This window comes from Halomonas citrativorans (assembly GCF_900163645.1).
Taxonomy (GTDB): Bacteria; Pseudomonadota; Gammaproteobacteria; order Pseudomonadales; family Halomonadaceae; genus Vreelandella; species Vreelandella citrativorans.
This window is the reverse complement of sequence record NZ_FUKM01000011.1, coordinates 75,985-89,449: the sequence shown is the minus strand read 5'-3', so window position 1 is coordinate 89,449 and position 13,465 is coordinate 75,985. Positions and strand designations below refer to the sequence as shown.

General features: G+C 54.1%; 14 protein-coding genes and 2 tRNA genes. 4 read left to right on the top strand and 12 right to left on the bottom strand.

Translation table 11 applies throughout. From position 1 onward, the window contains the following. Positions 1-62: 62 nt before the first annotated feature. Positions 63-917 (top strand): carboxylating nicotinate-nucleotide diphosphorylase, encoded by an 855-nt coding sequence (gene nadC / locus CZ787_RS02865; protein ID WP_087105974.1) that lies wholly within the window; start codon positions 63-65, stop codon positions 915-917. A 30-nt stretch (positions 918-947) separates the two neighbouring features. Here nadC and CZ787_RS02860 read toward each other — a convergent pair whose 3' ends face one another. Next, positions 948-1,478 carry a GNAT family N-acetyltransferase gene (locus CZ787_RS02860; RefSeq protein ID WP_087105972.1) on the bottom strand — a complete coding sequence of 177 codons (531 nt, stop codon included), beginning with the start codon at positions 1,476-1,478 and terminating at the stop codon, positions 948-950. Positions 1,479-1,582: 104 nt separating this feature from the next. On the opposite strand from CZ787_RS02860, the gene tsaA reads away from it, so the two are divergent. Beyond that, positions 1,583-2,314 (top strand): tRNA (N6-threonylcarbamoyladenosine(37)-N6)-methyltransferase TrmO, encoded by a 732-nt coding sequence (gene tsaA / locus CZ787_RS02855; protein WP_087105969.1) that lies wholly within the window; start codon positions 1,583-1,585, stop codon positions 2,312-2,314. 9 nt (positions 2,315-2,323) lie between these two features. Here the strand turns inward: tsaA and purC are convergent, their stop codons facing one another. The 3 genes from purC to dapA form a co-directional block, all read right to left on the bottom strand. After that, complete coding sequence (purC, locus tag CZ787_RS02850) at positions 2,324-3,040, bottom strand: phosphoribosylaminoimidazolesuccinocarboxamide synthase (RefSeq protein WP_087105967.1); 717 nt, start codon at positions 3,038-3,040, stop codon at positions 2,324-2,326. A 30-nt stretch (positions 3,041-3,070) separates the two neighbouring features. Beyond that, the gene (bamC, locus tag CZ787_RS02845; protein ID WP_087105965.1) at positions 3,071-4,054 is read right to left on the bottom strand and encodes an outer membrane protein assembly factor BamC; all 984 of its coding nucleotides are present in this window, start codon (positions 4,052-4,054) and stop codon (positions 3,071-3,073) included. Between the two features lie 95 nt (positions 4,055-4,149). Further along, entirely contained in the window at positions 4,150-5,034 is an 885-nt protein-coding gene (gene dapA / locus CZ787_RS02840; protein ID WP_087105963.1) for a 4-hydroxy-tetrahydrodipicolinate synthase, read from the bottom strand. A gap of 252 nt (positions 5,035-5,286) precedes the next feature. On the opposite strand from dapA, the gene CZ787_RS02835 reads away from it, so the two are divergent. Next, a complete protein-coding gene (locus CZ787_RS02835) occupies positions 5,287-5,763 on the top strand; it encodes a peroxiredoxin (protein WP_087105961.1) in 477 nt (158 codons plus the stop codon). Between the two features lie 106 nt (positions 5,764-5,869). Here CZ787_RS02835 and CZ787_RS02830 read toward each other — a convergent pair whose 3' ends face one another. Both CZ787_RS02830 and CZ787_RS02825 read right to left on the bottom strand, forming a co-directional pair. After that, complete coding sequence (locus CZ787_RS02830; RefSeq protein WP_087105959.1) at positions 5,870-6,967, bottom strand: AI-2E family transporter; 1,098 nt, start codon at positions 6,965-6,967, stop codon at positions 5,870-5,872. Then, positions 6,967-7,227: a sulfurtransferase TusA family protein gene (locus CZ787_RS02825; RefSeq protein ID WP_087105957.1), complete on the bottom strand. Its 261-nt coding sequence runs from the start codon at positions 7,225-7,227 to the stop codon at positions 6,967-6,969. Before CZ787_RS02825 ends, CZ787_RS02830 begins: the two co-directional genes overlap by 1 nt. A 155-nt stretch (positions 7,228-7,382) precedes the next feature. Here CZ787_RS02825 and CZ787_RS02820 point away from each other — a divergent pair, with 155 nt between their 5' ends. Further along, complete coding sequence (locus CZ787_RS02820) at positions 7,383-8,843, top strand: M48 family metalloprotease (protein WP_087105955.1); 1,461 nt, start codon at positions 7,383-7,385, stop codon at positions 8,841-8,843. Between the two features lie 96 nt (positions 8,844-8,939). Here the strand turns inward: CZ787_RS02820 and nadA are convergent, their stop codons facing one another. The 6 genes from nadA to CZ787_RS02790 all read right to left on the bottom strand — a co-directional run bounded on the left by nadA (position 8,940) and on the right by CZ787_RS02790 (position 13,326). Then, positions 8,940-9,971 carry a quinolinate synthase NadA gene (gene nadA / locus CZ787_RS02815; RefSeq protein WP_087105952.1) on the bottom strand — a complete coding sequence of 344 codons (1,032 nt, stop codon included), beginning with the start codon at positions 9,969-9,971 and terminating at the stop codon, positions 8,940-8,942. Between the two features lie 307 nt (positions 9,972-10,278). Continuing rightward, positions 10,279-10,354 (bottom strand) — tRNA-Lys (locus CZ787_RS02810). 52 nt (positions 10,355-10,406) lie between these two features. Next, positions 10,407-10,482 (bottom strand) — tRNA-Lys (locus CZ787_RS02805). Positions 10,483-10,752: 270 nt separating this feature from the next. Then, entirely contained in the window at positions 10,753-11,619 is an 867-nt protein-coding gene (rluB, locus tag CZ787_RS02800; RefSeq protein ID WP_087105950.1) for a 23S rRNA pseudouridine(2605) synthase RluB, read from the bottom strand. After that, complete coding sequence (gene scpB, locus CZ787_RS02795) at positions 11,606-12,418, bottom strand: SMC-Scp complex subunit ScpB (RefSeq protein WP_087105948.1); 813 nt, start codon at positions 12,416-12,418, stop codon at positions 11,606-11,608. Before scpB ends, rluB begins: the two co-directional genes overlap by 14 nt. After that, positions 12,415-13,326 (bottom strand): segregation and condensation protein A, encoded by a 912-nt coding sequence (locus CZ787_RS02790; RefSeq protein ID WP_087106029.1) that lies wholly within the window; start codon positions 13,324-13,326, stop codon positions 12,415-12,417. The genes scpB and CZ787_RS02790 overlap by 4 nt, the downstream gene beginning before the upstream one ends. Between the last annotated feature and the right edge of the window lie 139 nt (positions 13,327-13,465).

The following is a 13,465-nucleotide window of genomic DNA, read 5'->3' as shown; positions in this document are numbered from 1 at the left end:
TTAGCGGCTCTCTTTTACTATAATGCCGGTCTCATTTGATCATGCCCAGAGAGCTCACCGCCATGAATAACCAAAATGCGCTAGCTGAAGAGATCAGCACCTGCGTGACTCGCCTGATTAACGAAGATATAGGTTCAGGCGATATTACCGCCCAGCTAATTCCCGAGGACCAGTGGGCAACGGCGACGGTGATTACCCGCGAGTCTGCAGTGCTGTGTGGAGCTGCGTGGGTCGATGAAATTTTTCAGCAGTTGGATGAGCGCGTCACGCTTCGCTGGCTAGCCGCTGACGGTGACTTGCTGGATGAAGGCCAAGGCTTTTTGGAACTGGAAGGCCCGGCACGTAGTTTGTTAACCGGGGAGCGCGCGGCGCTCAACATGTTACAAACGCTGTCTGCCACGGCAACCACAACGCGCCGCTACGTCAACTTGATTGAGGGTACCGGCGTTCGCCTGCTCGATACCCGCAAAACGCTTCCCGGCCTGCGTTTGGCGCAGAAATACGCCGTTACGTGCGGCGGAGGCCACAATCATCGAATAGGTCTTTGGGATGCATTCTTAATCAAGGAGAACCACATTTCGGCATGCGGCGGCATCAAGGCCGCGGTGAGTCAGGCAAGGGCACTTGCCAGGGATGTGCTGGTAGAGGTGGAAGTGGAGACCTTTGAAGAGCTTGACCAGGCATTGGCGGCCGGAGCTGACATCATCATGCTGGATAATTTCGCACTTGAAGATTTGTACGTAGCAGTCGAACTGAACGGCGGGCGCGCCACGCTTGAGGCCTCAGGCAATGTCGATGCGGCTACACTCAAAGCGATTGCCGATACGGGGATCGACTGTATTTCCAGCGGCGCGCTGACCAAAGATATCCAATCAATTGATCTTTCCATGCGAATTACCCGCAGCTATAGCGTATAGCCAGGCTCAACTTCAGAGTTAGTCTCAGGCTCAGGTTTCAATCGCGCTCAAGCGCTTTTCCATCCGATAGCGCTGAAGTGACTCACCGCTTCGTTCAACCCACTGCTCGCCCAGGTTTTCCCAGCCTCGGCGCAGCAGGCGGTCATAAAGCATCAGGCTCGCTTCAATCTCTATGCGATCAACTCCCTGCTCCAACAGCATACGCTCAGCATGAATCAACAGTGTGGTGCCAATGCCACGCCCGGTCAGCGAAGGCCACACATACAGCGTTTCGATACGCCCTTCCTTAGCATCAAGCTCAAGGAAGCCGACACAGCGGCCGTCGCACACCGCCACCAGTGTGGTGTAAAGCGCGTGGCGAACCGCCCAGGCGCTGGCTTCTCGGGGCAACGCATTGGCCCAGGCGCGCCGCTGGCTCAGCTCATAGTGGCTGGCTGCGCCTTGCATGACCGCATGGTAAAACACTTCTGCCTGGTCGGCGGCGTCGCGCGCTAGAGCGGCGCGGTAGGTCACCCTGGCCGCCGGGGCTTTTGGCGCAGAAAGCTCCTCGGTCGTTGGCATGCATCACCTCTAAGCAGTTATCGAAATGGGGATCAAGCAAACATTCGGCGTATAACGTCAGGCTGCCTTATACTTGGCCGCCTATCTCAGCATAAGGCAGTAGCATGCACAATGCCCCTGACAATGCGTCCTTTACGCTGACGCCTATCGGTTACGTTGTCAGCGACTACCCGGACAAGTTTGGCATACCCCGCCAACCGGGCCTGGCGCAGGCGGCCAACGCCAGTCTCGTGCTAACGGCACCCTATAACGACCCATTAACGGTGCGTGGGTTGGAGGATTTTAGCCATCTTTGGGTGTCATTTATTTTTCATCAAAGCCCAGAGCGTTGGACGCCATTAGTACGCCCACCACGGCTTGGGGGCAACCGCAAGGTAGGCGTATTTGCCAGCCGCAGTACCCATCGACCTAATCGGCTGGGCCTCTCGCTGGTAACGCTTGCCGGTATCGACACACACCAAGGGGTTCGTTTAAGACTCGAAGGCTGCGATTTAGTGAGCGGCACCCCGGTGGTCGATATCAAGCCCTACCTGCCCTGGGCCGAAGCACGCCCTGAAGCTGTCGCCGGTTTTGCGCCGCAAGCCCCCGCGTTGCTGCCAGTCACACTCAGCCACGATGCACTGGATACGTTGGCACGCCGCGTTGATAGCGCAAGCTTGCATGCATTGATCGAACAAGTGCTTGGACAAGACCCACGCCCCGCTTACAAGCAAAGCGAGGAGTCTGGGCGTGTCTATGGCGTTAGGCTGCGCGATGTCGATGTGAAGTTTCGAGCCCTACACAACGACGAAGCCACCACGTTAGAGGTGGTGGCTATCGACATCATGACTGGCTAGTGCGGGCGATCAGGCAGGAAAGGTGATTCCCAAGCGTCGGCCTACTTCTTCGTAGGCTTCGATCACGCCGCCCAGGCCTTGGCGGAAGCGGTCTTTATCCAGCTTCTCTCGGGTATTGGCATCCCACAAACGACAGCCATCCGGTGAAAACTCATCGCCCAATACCACTTCCCCCTTGAAAACGCCAAACTCAAGCTTGTAGTCCACCAGCAGCATGTCGCCTTCGGCAAACAGTTGCTTTAATACATGGTTAACCTTGAAGGTCAGCGTTTTCATCTTGCCCAGCTGCTCGGGCGTTGCCCAACCAAAGGTTTCTGCCAACGACTCGTTGATCATCGGGTCGCCTTTTTCGTCGTTCTTCAAGAACAGCTCAAAGGTAGGCGGCGTAAGTGCAACACCTTCTTCAACGCCCAAGCGTTTTACCAGCCCACCCGCAGCGATGTTGCGTACCACGCACTCGACCGGAATCATCTGCATTTTTTTAACAAGGCTCTCGGTATCAGAGAGTTGTTTTTCAAAATGCGTAGGGATACCGGCCTCTTGCAAACGCTCCATAATAAACGCGTTGAAGATGTTATTGACCATCCCTTTACGGGCCAGCGCTTCTTTCTTCTTACCATCAAAAGCGCTGGTGTCATCACGAAACTGCAGCACCAGCAGATCCGGATCATCGGTGTGATATACAGATTTTGCCTTACCGGCATAAAGTTCTTGGCGCTTTTCCATGACAGCTCCGAAAGGGATCAAATAAACAGATTAACGTAAATAGCCAGCAACACGTTCTAACAGCTCACGCTGGTCATCGGCATTAAACTCACGCTCACTGGCATTCACCGCGCGTAAAATGGTCTGATTGCCATCGGGCTGCAGAACAATACGTATTTCCTGGGGCATCTTGCGCACATCGGCACTAAATACAATTTGCAGCGGGTTGCGACCGCGTTCAGTCTCGGTCATGTATTCCACCAGGAATTCATGACGCTCCGGGTTGGTAGCTAGCAGATTACGCTGACCTTGCAGGGTGAAATCCAACGCGAGATAGTGATTGAGTTCAGCCCAAACACGATCAAGCGGCTGGGGAATGACAGCCTCCCACTCATCACCCTGCTGACGGAGCTGTAGCGTTTGCTGGGTATTCAAGCGCTGGGCATTCCAGGAGGAAGCCACGCTCTGTGACGCACTACGCGCCCCCAGGAACTCTTCCAACGCGTCGAGGCAGCTCGTCATGGTCTGGCCACCACGTTCACAGCGCACTTCGCTGCTGCCAGAACGCATGGCACTTTGCAGACGTAAATCGGCCTGCGACGTTACGATAACGCCCTGCGACGCATCGCTTTGCTCCACACCTAGTTGACGGCTACGCGCAAAGGATTCCAGCTGCGGCCAGACGGCGCCCGTATCGGCTGCCACCACTAGCCAACTTTGGCTACCTGCCTCCCGGCGCTCCACGTATTCGGGCTCTAGACCACTGCCAATCGACAGCGACTGAGGAGCGCGTATTTCCGCAGCTTCTTCGATGCGGGCACCCTGCATGGCTGCTTGAGGAACGGGCAGTGCATCCTGATAGCGCTGAGCATTGCGGGTCTCTGGCAGCACCAGAGGGGGCGCCGGAGCGGCTTCCGTGTAATCCAGGTTACGGTCGTGGTAATAACCATCGCGCGCGCAACCTGCCAGAGCGACAGCCGTTACGAGTGCCAGCGGTATCCATTTAAGCGCACGTTTTTCAAGCACAAAGCTCATCAAGCCACCTTAACAGTCAACAAATCAGTTAACCGACAGCACATCACTGTGCTCCCGGTAACAAAGGGTATCGCGCTGGGTGTAATGAAAGAGCATTACTCCTCAATCACGTCCGCCAGTTGCAGCGCTTCACTAACAGTGGCGTGGTACTTCTCGGATAACCATGTCAATGGCAAACGAATACCTGCATCCATATACCCCATCCGGTTAAGCGCCCATTTTACCGGTATAGGATTGGATTCGATGCCCAGATTAGTATGCAGCGGCATTAAACGGGTATTAATTTGATGCGCTTTATCTGCATCGCCAGCGACAGCGGCCGCACATAGCTCATGCATTGCCTTAGGGGCAACGTTCGCTGTCACCGAAATATCCCCATGTCCACCCATCAGCATAAACTCGCAGGCCGTCGCGTCATCACCGGAATACAGCATAAAGTCACTGCCCTTTAAGCGCGAAATTAGATCTTCTGCGCGTTCAAGGTTTCCAGTGGCATCTTTCAAACCGATGATGTTATCAACGCCTGCCAAGCGTACAACCGTTTCATTGTACAGGTCAGAGCAGGTACGCCCCGGCACGTTATACATGATAACCGGTAGTTTGCTGCCTTCTGCCACCGCCTTAAAGTGCTGGTACAAGCCTTCCTGTGTCGGCTTATTATAATAGGGGCAAACGGACAAACAGTAATCAGCCCCTACTTCACTGGCGTACCGAGCAAGCTCAACGGCTTCAGACGTCGCATTGGCGCCCGTACCGGCGATCACCGGAATGCGCCCATTGACCTCCTCCACCACACTACGGATCACATCAAAGTGCTCTGCAAACGTCATGGTCGTGGGCTCGCCAGTGGTGCCTGCGGCAACGATGCCGTCTGTTCCGTTATCAAGGTGGAAATTCACCAGACGACGAAGCGCCTCCCAGTCGATGTCGCCATTGACTTTCATCGGCGTCGCCAGGGCGACGATGCTGCCTGTGATCATCCGTTTATTCCTCACCTGCAAAATTATGAGACCAAGCCCAACGTGGACATCCAGACAAGGCGCCGAACCGCTCTTTTGCGCATCATGGCGACTGCCCGTTTGGGCCTACAGAGGGTAAATGGTACTCAGGCGATTCGAGCCTGTACAGCGCAAACCGCTGTGAGTTTGTGATGCACACCTATCCTGCCTTTGACATGCCGCCTCAGGTTGCGTGTAATCACCCTTATAAGTCGTCAACGATTAGGAGTCTGTATGCATATCGAAGTAGGCCAACCTGTCCCCGATTTCTCTGCAAGTGCGACGGGCGATACGACAATTACGCTGTCGGAACTACGTGGAAAACAGGTCGTTATCTATTTTTACCCCAAGGCCAGCACACCCGGTTGCACCACCGAAGGCGGCGATTTCCGCGACCATAAAAAAGCGTTCGATAACGCGAATACGGTTATTTTAGGAGTGTCTCGGGATGGTTTGCGTGCCCAGGAAAATTTTAAAGCCAAGCAGGATTTTAACTTCCCGCTCATTTCCGACAAGGATGAAACCGTCTGTACGATATTTGATGTTATCAAACTGAAAAAAATGTACGGCAAGGAGCATCTGGGCATTGAGCGCAGTACTTTCTTAATTGATGCAACAGGCAACCTTGCCAACGAATGGCGTGGCGTTAAAGTGCCAGGCCACGTAGAGGAAGTGCTTGCTGCCGCTGAAGCACTAAACGCGAGTCGTTAACAAAAACGCCCGTCCGGTGTCGTCACCGAGCGGGCGTTAACTTTTCAAAAGACTCAGCGTGTTAAGCCAAGGGTATTGTTAACCCTTGGGCAGTGGCCATGCGGTCTTATGACTCCGCCTGGATAATACCCTCTTCCGTATTCTGCTCACGAACACCCCGCGGCCAAGCGTAGACCAACGCTTTTAGGAGCGTGGCCAACGGAATGGCGAAAAACACGCCCCAGAAGCCCCAAATACCGCCAAAGAAAAGCACCGCGACAATAATGGAAACTGGGTGAATATTATTGGTTTCAGAAAACAGCACTGGCGACAGAACGTTTCCATCCAGCGCCTGAATCACGCCATAGGCAACCAGCACGTAAATAAACTGATCGCTTAATCCAAAATGAAAACCTGCTACCGCCATGACCGGCAGTGTAGCCACCGCAGCGCCGATAAAAGGCACCAGCACCGAAAAGCCCACCAGAACGGCCAGCAGCGCTGTATACGGCAAGCCAAAAAAGGTAAAGGTGCAAAACGCTACCGTACCCACAATGATGATTTCGATGAACTTGCCTCGAATATAGTTCGCAATCTGATGATCCATTTCCTGCCAGATGCGCGTTAACAGCGCACGCTTTTGTGGCAACAGCGAAACCGCGAATCCAACCAGTGCCTCGCGGTCCTTCAGCATAAAGAAGACCAGAATGGGCACAAGGACGAGGTAAATAATCAGCGACATGACATTACCCAAAGAGGCCAATGAGAGCGTCAGCGCACGCTGGCCTAGCTGGCTAATTTCACGGCTTGCTACACCGATCCAGCTTTGCATTTGATCAGGCGTAATCAAGTTAGGGTAGCGCGCCTGCATCTCATCCAACCACCCCTGGCCGCTGGCAAACATTCGCGGCGTTTCATGTACAAACCCTACCAATTGATTCCAAATCAGCGGCATTAAAATGAACGCAAGGGTTAACAGGACACTGATAAAGGCTAGAAAAATAAGAATAACGGCTAAAAGATGCGGTATCCCTCTTCTCGTTAAAGCGCTCACCACCCCTTGCAGCAGAAAAGCCAGAACCAGCGCGGTAAAGAACGGCGCCAGCATGTGGCCAAACCAGATAATGGCCGTAAAGCCAGCCACCAATACCAGCAATAAGACGAGCGCTTCTTCATCAGAGAAATAGCGTTCAATCCAGCTTTTAAGAATAGTACGCATGGTCATTAGTGTGCCTCTCCCGCCTTACGTATCCAAAAAAAGTACGTACCTTCATGCTGCTCTCGCGCCTCCATCTCATGGTTGCCTTGATCAGTAAACGACGCGATATCGCGCCATGAGCCTGCATCAGTGGCACGCACTTCAAGCAACTGCCCAGCCGCCAAACCGGCTAGCGCCTGTTTCGTCTTGAGTAACGGCATCGGACACGGCAGCCCACACGCATCAAGCACCACGTCTGGATGAAAACGTACGAATAATTCAGACATACCTGCTCCCTAAAAATGCCTGCATGATCTCGCCATTGTTGCATAAACGGTTTATGTTGCGATGATCACTGTTCACTTGATTTAACGGCACTTCACAGCATCAATCAATGTCACAGCGGTAATCGCTGCGCTTTACCCTTATCAATGAGGATGCCATGCCGCACTTACGGACTGCTTATCCCCGCGGGCTCTGCGCGCTAATTGTTGCTTGCAGCATTAGCGTCTCAAGCCCGCCAAGCTACGCACTTAATGACTATCATCTGCCCACGCTTGGCGGTGCCTCGTCATCAGCCAGCAGTGAAGAGTTCCGTTTGGGCCGAGCATGGCTACGTCAGTTCCGGGCCCAGGCGCCTCAATGGCAAGACCCTATCGTAAGCGATTACCTAGAAAGCCTTGTGGCGCGCCTGGTGCCATACAGCCAATTGGGAGACCTGCAAACGACGATGGTGATGGTCGATAACCGATCACTGAATGCCTTTGCCGTTCCCGGTGGCGTGGTAGGGATCAATTCCGGGCTTTTTGCCTTTGCTGAGGATGAAGGTGCTTTCGTCTCGGTGATTGCTCATGAGCTTGGCCACTTATCACAGCGCCACTACGCCCGAGGCAGCGCGCGAGCAGAACAGACGCAGCTTCCTGCCATGGCCGCCATGCTGGCGGGCATGCTGGTAGCGGCCAGCGGAGGTGGCGAAGCGGGTCTTGCCGCCGCCATGGGCTCACAGGCTGCCCTGATCCAGGACCAGCTCAGTTACTCAAGACGTTTTGAGCAAGAGGCTGACCGTATCGGCTTACAGGCGATGGCCGATGCTGGCTACGACCCTCATGCCATGGTCCGCATGTTTTCTGCCATGCAACGCTTGGCGCGACTACAAGGCGGCAACCCTCCTGAGTTTCTATTGACCCACCCTGTTTCAGATAGCCGCTTAAGCGATGCACAAGGGCGTGCCTCGCAGCTCAGCGTGGCCAACACATATACCAGCAATACGCTTTACGACATGATGCGCGCTCGCGCCCTATTGAGCATTTACCAAAACTCCCCGCAACAAGCCTCTTCCCGCCTTGCCCAGGATGACGCAGAAGAGCCGGCGCGACGCTATCTAGATGCGTTAATTACTGCGCGTAATGGTCAAACGGATCAAGCCTTACAAATGCTCGATCAACTGGCCACTGAGCTACCGGATTACGGCATGCTGCCTGCGTCTGCGGCAAGCGTCGCGCTGGATGCCCAACGCTACGATGAAGCCATTACCCGCAGCCAGCGCCTTTTGAGGCTGATGCCGTCTTATCTGCCCGCCCAACTGATTTTGGCAGAGGCACAACTGCAGCGAGACCCAGAAGCCGCTTATCAGCTCCTGCGTAACATAACAGCGCAAAACCCTGAATACCCTCCAGGCTTTAACCTGCTGGCAGAGGCCGCAGGGCGAAGCGGGCACAACGGCTGGGGGCATTTGGCGCGCGCCGAGCATTTACAGCTGACAGGGCGAGTCGACCGAGGCATTCAGCAACTCTCACTGGCTCGCAACGCGGCCGAGCAAGAGAACGACCAGCAAGCGCTTGCACGTATTGAACAGCGCCGAGAAGCCTTTATTGAATACCGTAAAGCGCTGGATGACTTTTAACGACTTAACGCTTTGAAATTAATAGCACGCACGTATAAAGCTCCTGGCCTGCGAAGGGCCAGGAGCCTGATTGGCTGATCACAGCGTGAAGCTGTCCTATTTAACGTTGAAATTCAGCATACGCTCAAGCGGCTTTAGCGCTTTCTGGCGTAGCGACTCATCAACATGAATTTCCCCACTGCCGTAGCGCAGCGCATCCGCCAGATTATCCAATGCATTCATGGCCATCCACGGGCAATGTGCGCAGCTTCGGCAAGTAGCGCCATTACCGGCTGTCGGCGCTTCAAACAATGTCTTGTCCGGCACCGCTTGCTGCATCTTAAAGAAAATGCCGCGATCTGTTGCCACAATAAGCTGGTTATTGGGCAAGGTTTGAGCGGCCTTGATTAACTGGGACGTCGACCCCGCCACATCCGCCATATTGACCACCGAGTCCGGCGATTCAGGATGCACCAGCACCGCCGCATCAGGATAAAGGCGTTTTAAGTCTTCAATACCTTTCGCCTTGAACTCTTCATGCACAATACAGGCGCCGTCCCACATCAGCATATCAGCACCGGTTTTTTTCTGAATATACCCCCCCAGATGCTTATCCGGCGCCCAAAGGATTTTTTCACCTTTTGCCTGCAAATGCTCAATGACGTCAACTGCAATGGATGACGTCACCACCCAGTCAGCACGCGCTTTTACAGCTGCTGATGTATTGGCATACACCACCACGGTTCGGTCGGGGTTCGCATCGCAAAAGGCGCTGAACTCATCTACCGGGCAGCCAATATCCAGCGAACAGGTTGCCTCCAGCGTGGGCATCAATACGCGTTTTTCAGGCGAAAGGATTTTGGCTGTTTCTCCCATAAAACGCACACCTGCCACAATCAACGTAGTAGCATCATGCCGGGCACCAAAGCGCGCCATTTCAAGGGAGTCTGCCACGCAGCCACCGGTTTCTTCCGCTAACTGTTGGATAGCGTCATCGGTGTAGTAGTGCGCGACCAAGACCGCATTGTGCGTGTGCAGCAGTTGCTTTATCTCTTCGACACGCGCCTGGTCTTCTGCGGGAATACGAGTAGGGCAATACGGGCTAGGGAGCGGAGCATCAAGCTCAGCTTGAGAAGTCATAATAGTCATCGTGTCTACCACTGTGACGAACAGGGAATCCCCCTGTTAAACACTAGTCGCGACCTGTGTCATCCACACATGCCGCTCGCGATTGCAACAGGCCGCTGCGTCTCTCGCGGTGACCTACTGCGCTACTAACTATTTCTCTAAACTGTTTTCTCTTAACAGCTTTCTCTAATGAACTTTTCTTAATCACATTGCATGAAGCCATTGTGGTGGCAAATTGTTGTCTTCTGCAAGTGGTATATTGCGCGGCTGTGCACATCAGGCACACAGCAAAACGCCCCTGGCAGCAAGCTACCAAGGGCGTTGAATTTGGTGGGTCGTGTAGGATTCGAACCTACGACCAATTGATTAAAAGTCAACTGCTCTACCAACTGAGCTAACGACCCAAATTTTTGCTTACCGTGCTGACATAGCGGTATGTCTAATTACGCTGTTCGATGGTGGGTCGTGTAGGATTCGAACCTACGACCAATTGATTAAAAGTCAACTGCTCTACCAACTGAGCTAACGACCCCTTCGAACGGATGCATATAGTACAGACCATGCTCAGCCATGGCAAGAAGTTTTTAACTTTCCCCCGCACTGCACCCACAGGATTAGCCTTTGATCCCGCAGTGTAATTAAAGCGGGTTTCATGGCCCATGCGAGTCTCTGCCGCCACGATCATGCCTGGTACAACAACGATCGTTTTAAGGTACCCAGATACTTAAAAGCCAGCCATCAAGCGATTGATGGCTGGCCAGTGCGAACCAATTTTCCACCCCTGGTTTGGGTAGTTATAAAATTAGCGGCGTTTAGGCTTGCGCATTGTCTGTACCGGACGACGCTTATTTTTGTCGCGGCTCCAACGGTTCTTCTCGTCAGGCGTCAGCTCAGGCACCTTACGTGCTTCAAGGTTAGCGATCGTGGCGAGATCATCGACTTCGTCTTGCGAAAGCTCGACCCACTCTCCCGCTTTAGCACGCTTATCAATAAAGATGTTGCCGTAACGCACACGCTTCAGGCGGCTAACCGTAAGCTCCTGGGATTCCCACAGGCGGCGCACTTCGCGGTTACGTCCCTCAAGAATGACGACGTGGAACCAGGTATTGATACCTTCACCACCAAACTCTTGCACATCGGTAAAGCGCGCGGGGCCATCTTCCAGCATAACGCCATCCACCATCGCTACGATGTGTTCGCGCTTTACTTCGCCCATTACGCGCACGGCGTATTCACGCTCAACCTGGGTTGAGGGGTGCATTAACCGGTTGGCAAGCTCGCCATCGGTCGTGAAAAGCAGCAGACCGCTGGTATTGATATCCAGTCGGCCAATGGCAATCCAGCGCTCGCCTTTTAGCCGTGGCAAACGCTCAAATACGGTGCGACGGCCTTCCGGGTCTTTACGGGTGCACAGCTCGCCTTCTGGCTTGTTGTACATGATGACGCGACGCGGCGCTTCATTCTCGGGTCGCAGCGTAACGGGGCGGTCATCGAAACTTACTTTATCGCGAATTTCAACGCGGTCACCCAACTTGGCGACCTGGCTGTTGACCTTTACTCGGCCATCAGAAATAGCGGTTTCCATTTCGCGCCGCGAACCCAGCCCCGCTCGGGCAAGCACTTTCTGGAGTTTTTCACTAACGGGAGGGGTGTTGTTACTCTGAGTCATGATCGTCTGACCTCATATCATTGGTCTGCGTGCGTGCGCTGTCATCATGTGAGCGCTGCGCACGTGCCGCAAGTCGAGCTTCTAAATCAGCAAAACTTAGCGGCTGGGTTAACGCCGTCTCGGCGTGGTCGTCGGCTCTCTCAGCCGTCTTGGGTGGCGCATCCTGCACGCTTTCTGGCGCTTCGTCCAGTGTTTCTTTGGGCTTCGCTTCCTCACTCCCCTCTTCGAGGAGAGCCTCTTGTGAAGCCGGTAACTCAGCCTCTTCTCTCTCCTCCCAATTAACCAATTCATGCATGGGGGGAAGTGCATCCAGTGTTTTCAGGCCAAAATCGTCCAGAAAGCTTCGTGTAGTGGCGTAGACGGCTGGCCGCCCGGGCACATCGCGGTGGCCAACAACACGAACCCATCCACGCTCCATTAAGGTGCGCATGATCGAACTGCTCACGCTGACCCCGCGTACTTCTTCGATATCACCACGGGTAACAGGCTGCCGATAGGCAATCAACGACAGCGTTTCAAGCAGCGCACGCGAATAGCGCTGGGGGCGTTCGTCCCAGAGGCGTGACACCCAATGCGCAAGGCGTGGCTGAATACGCAGCTGAAAACCTGATGCGGTTTCCACTAACTCTAACGCGCCCTCTTTATGGCGCAGAGCAAGGCGCGCTAATGCGTCACGCAACTCTCGTCTCGGCGGGCACTCATCGTCGATAAATAACGTTTCGAGCCGCTCGACATCCAACGGTTCGCCTGCGGCGAGCAGCGCGGCTTCTATAATGTTGTCTAAGGTGGTGTCCTTCATGGTGCCTCCTCATCAGGCTCAAAGGCAGGCTCAAAGGCGCCGTCTGCTTCCTCAACAGCAAGCGTTTCAAAAGCGGCTTCTTCATCCACTATCGCGCCGCTGCGCGCCCGTACATGGATAGGAGAAAGTGGTGCGTTCTGGACAATTTCGATCATTGCCTCTTTCGCTAGCTCCAAAATAGCCATAAAGGTGACGACCACGCCTGCCCGCCCCTCTTCCATGGTAAACAGGGCTTCAAAAGGTGTGTAGCGTTGGTGTGCGCTGTCTTCGCTGAGCTGCTCCATGATCTTGAGCATACGCTCACGGGTAGACAGTACCTCACGGCTAATCTGATGGGACTGCGTTAATTCGGCACGTTTAAGGATATCGGAAAGAGCACTCAGCAGTTCGTCCAGTTCTACATCCGGGTGAATCACCCGCGACTCAAGCGGGGGTAAACCAGCCTGTACGCTAAACCAATCACGCCCTACGCGAGGCAATGTATCCAGCGTTTCAGCAGCGGCTTTTAAACGCTCATACTCTTGCAGGCGACGAATCAGCTCTGCCCGAGGGTCCTCTTCATCTTCGCCCTCCGCTTTGGGCGGCCGAGGCAGTAGCGAGCGCGATTTAATTTCCGCCAACATCGCGGCCATCAGCAAGTACTCACCGGCAAGCTCGATCTCCATCGCCTGCATCAGCTCTACGTACTCAATGTACTGGTGGGTAATCGCGGCCACGTTGATCGTCAAGATGTCTAAATTTTGCCGACGAATAAGGTAAAGCAAGAGATCCAGCGGTCCTTCAAAGGTTTCCAAAAAAACGCGCAGCGCCTCGGGAGGAATATACAAATCCTCCGGCAGTTGAGTAATGGGCTCATCGAACAGCCGCCCAAGCACCTCGACGATTGGCTCTTGTGCCAACATAGCCATGCGTTCAGGATCAGCGGTGGCGTTTTGTGTGTCGCTCACTCAGTCGGTATCTCTTGGTCAGTGGGCATTAGGCTCTGTCTGAAAAGTGTCTGCGCTCGACAATACGGCGTTAAAAATTGGCTCAAAATACTCATTTACA

Excerpts from the sequence above, each read along its gene's own strand:
- nadC (WP_087105974.1), top strand. The coding sequence starts at position 63 with ATGAATAACCAAAATGCGCTAGCTGAAGAGATCAGCACCTGCGTGACT.
- CZ787_RS02860 (WP_087105972.1), bottom strand. The coding sequence starts at position 1,478 with ATGCCAACGACCGAGGAGCTTTCTGCGCCAAAAGCCCCGGCGGCCAGG.
- tsaA (WP_087105969.1), top strand. The coding sequence starts at position 1,583 with ATGCACAATGCCCCTGACAATGCGTCCTTTACGCTGACGCCTATCGGT.
- purC (WP_087105967.1), bottom strand. The coding sequence starts at position 3,040 with ATGGAAAAGCGCCAAGAACTTTATGCCGGTAAGGCAAAATCTGTATAT.
- bamC (WP_087105965.1), bottom strand. The coding sequence starts at position 4,054 with ATGAGCTTTGTGCTTGAAAAACGTGCGCTTAAATGGATACCGCTGGCA.
- dapA (WP_087105963.1), bottom strand. The coding sequence starts at position 5,034 with ATGATCACAGGCAGCATCGTCGCCCTGGCGACGCCGATGAAAGTCAAT.
- CZ787_RS02835 (WP_087105961.1), top strand. The coding sequence starts at position 5,287 with ATGCATATCGAAGTAGGCCAACCTGTCCCCGATTTCTCTGCAAGTGCG.
- CZ787_RS02830 (WP_087105959.1), bottom strand. The coding sequence starts at position 6,967 with ATGACCATGCGTACTATTCTTAAAAGCTGGATTGAACGCTATTTCTCT.
- CZ787_RS02825 (WP_087105957.1), bottom strand. The coding sequence starts at position 7,227 with ATGTCTGAATTATTCGTACGTTTTCATCCAGACGTGGTGCTTGATGCG.
- CZ787_RS02820 (WP_087105955.1), top strand. The coding sequence starts at position 7,383 with ATGCCGCACTTACGGACTGCTTATCCCCGCGGGCTCTGCGCGCTAATT.
- nadA (WP_087105952.1), bottom strand. The coding sequence starts at position 9,971 with ATGACTATTATGACTTCTCAAGCTGAGCTTGATGCTCCGCTCCCTAGC.
- rluB (WP_087105950.1), bottom strand. The coding sequence starts at position 11,619 with ATGACTCAGAGTAACAACACCCCTCCCGTTAGTGAAAAACTCCAGAAA.
- scpB (WP_087105948.1), bottom strand. The coding sequence starts at position 12,418 with ATGAAGGACACCACCTTAGACAACATTATAGAAGCCGCGCTGCTCGCC.
- CZ787_RS02790 (WP_087106029.1), bottom strand. The coding sequence starts at position 13,326 with ATGGCTATGTTGGCACAAGAGCCAATCGTCGAGGTGCTTGGGCGGCTG.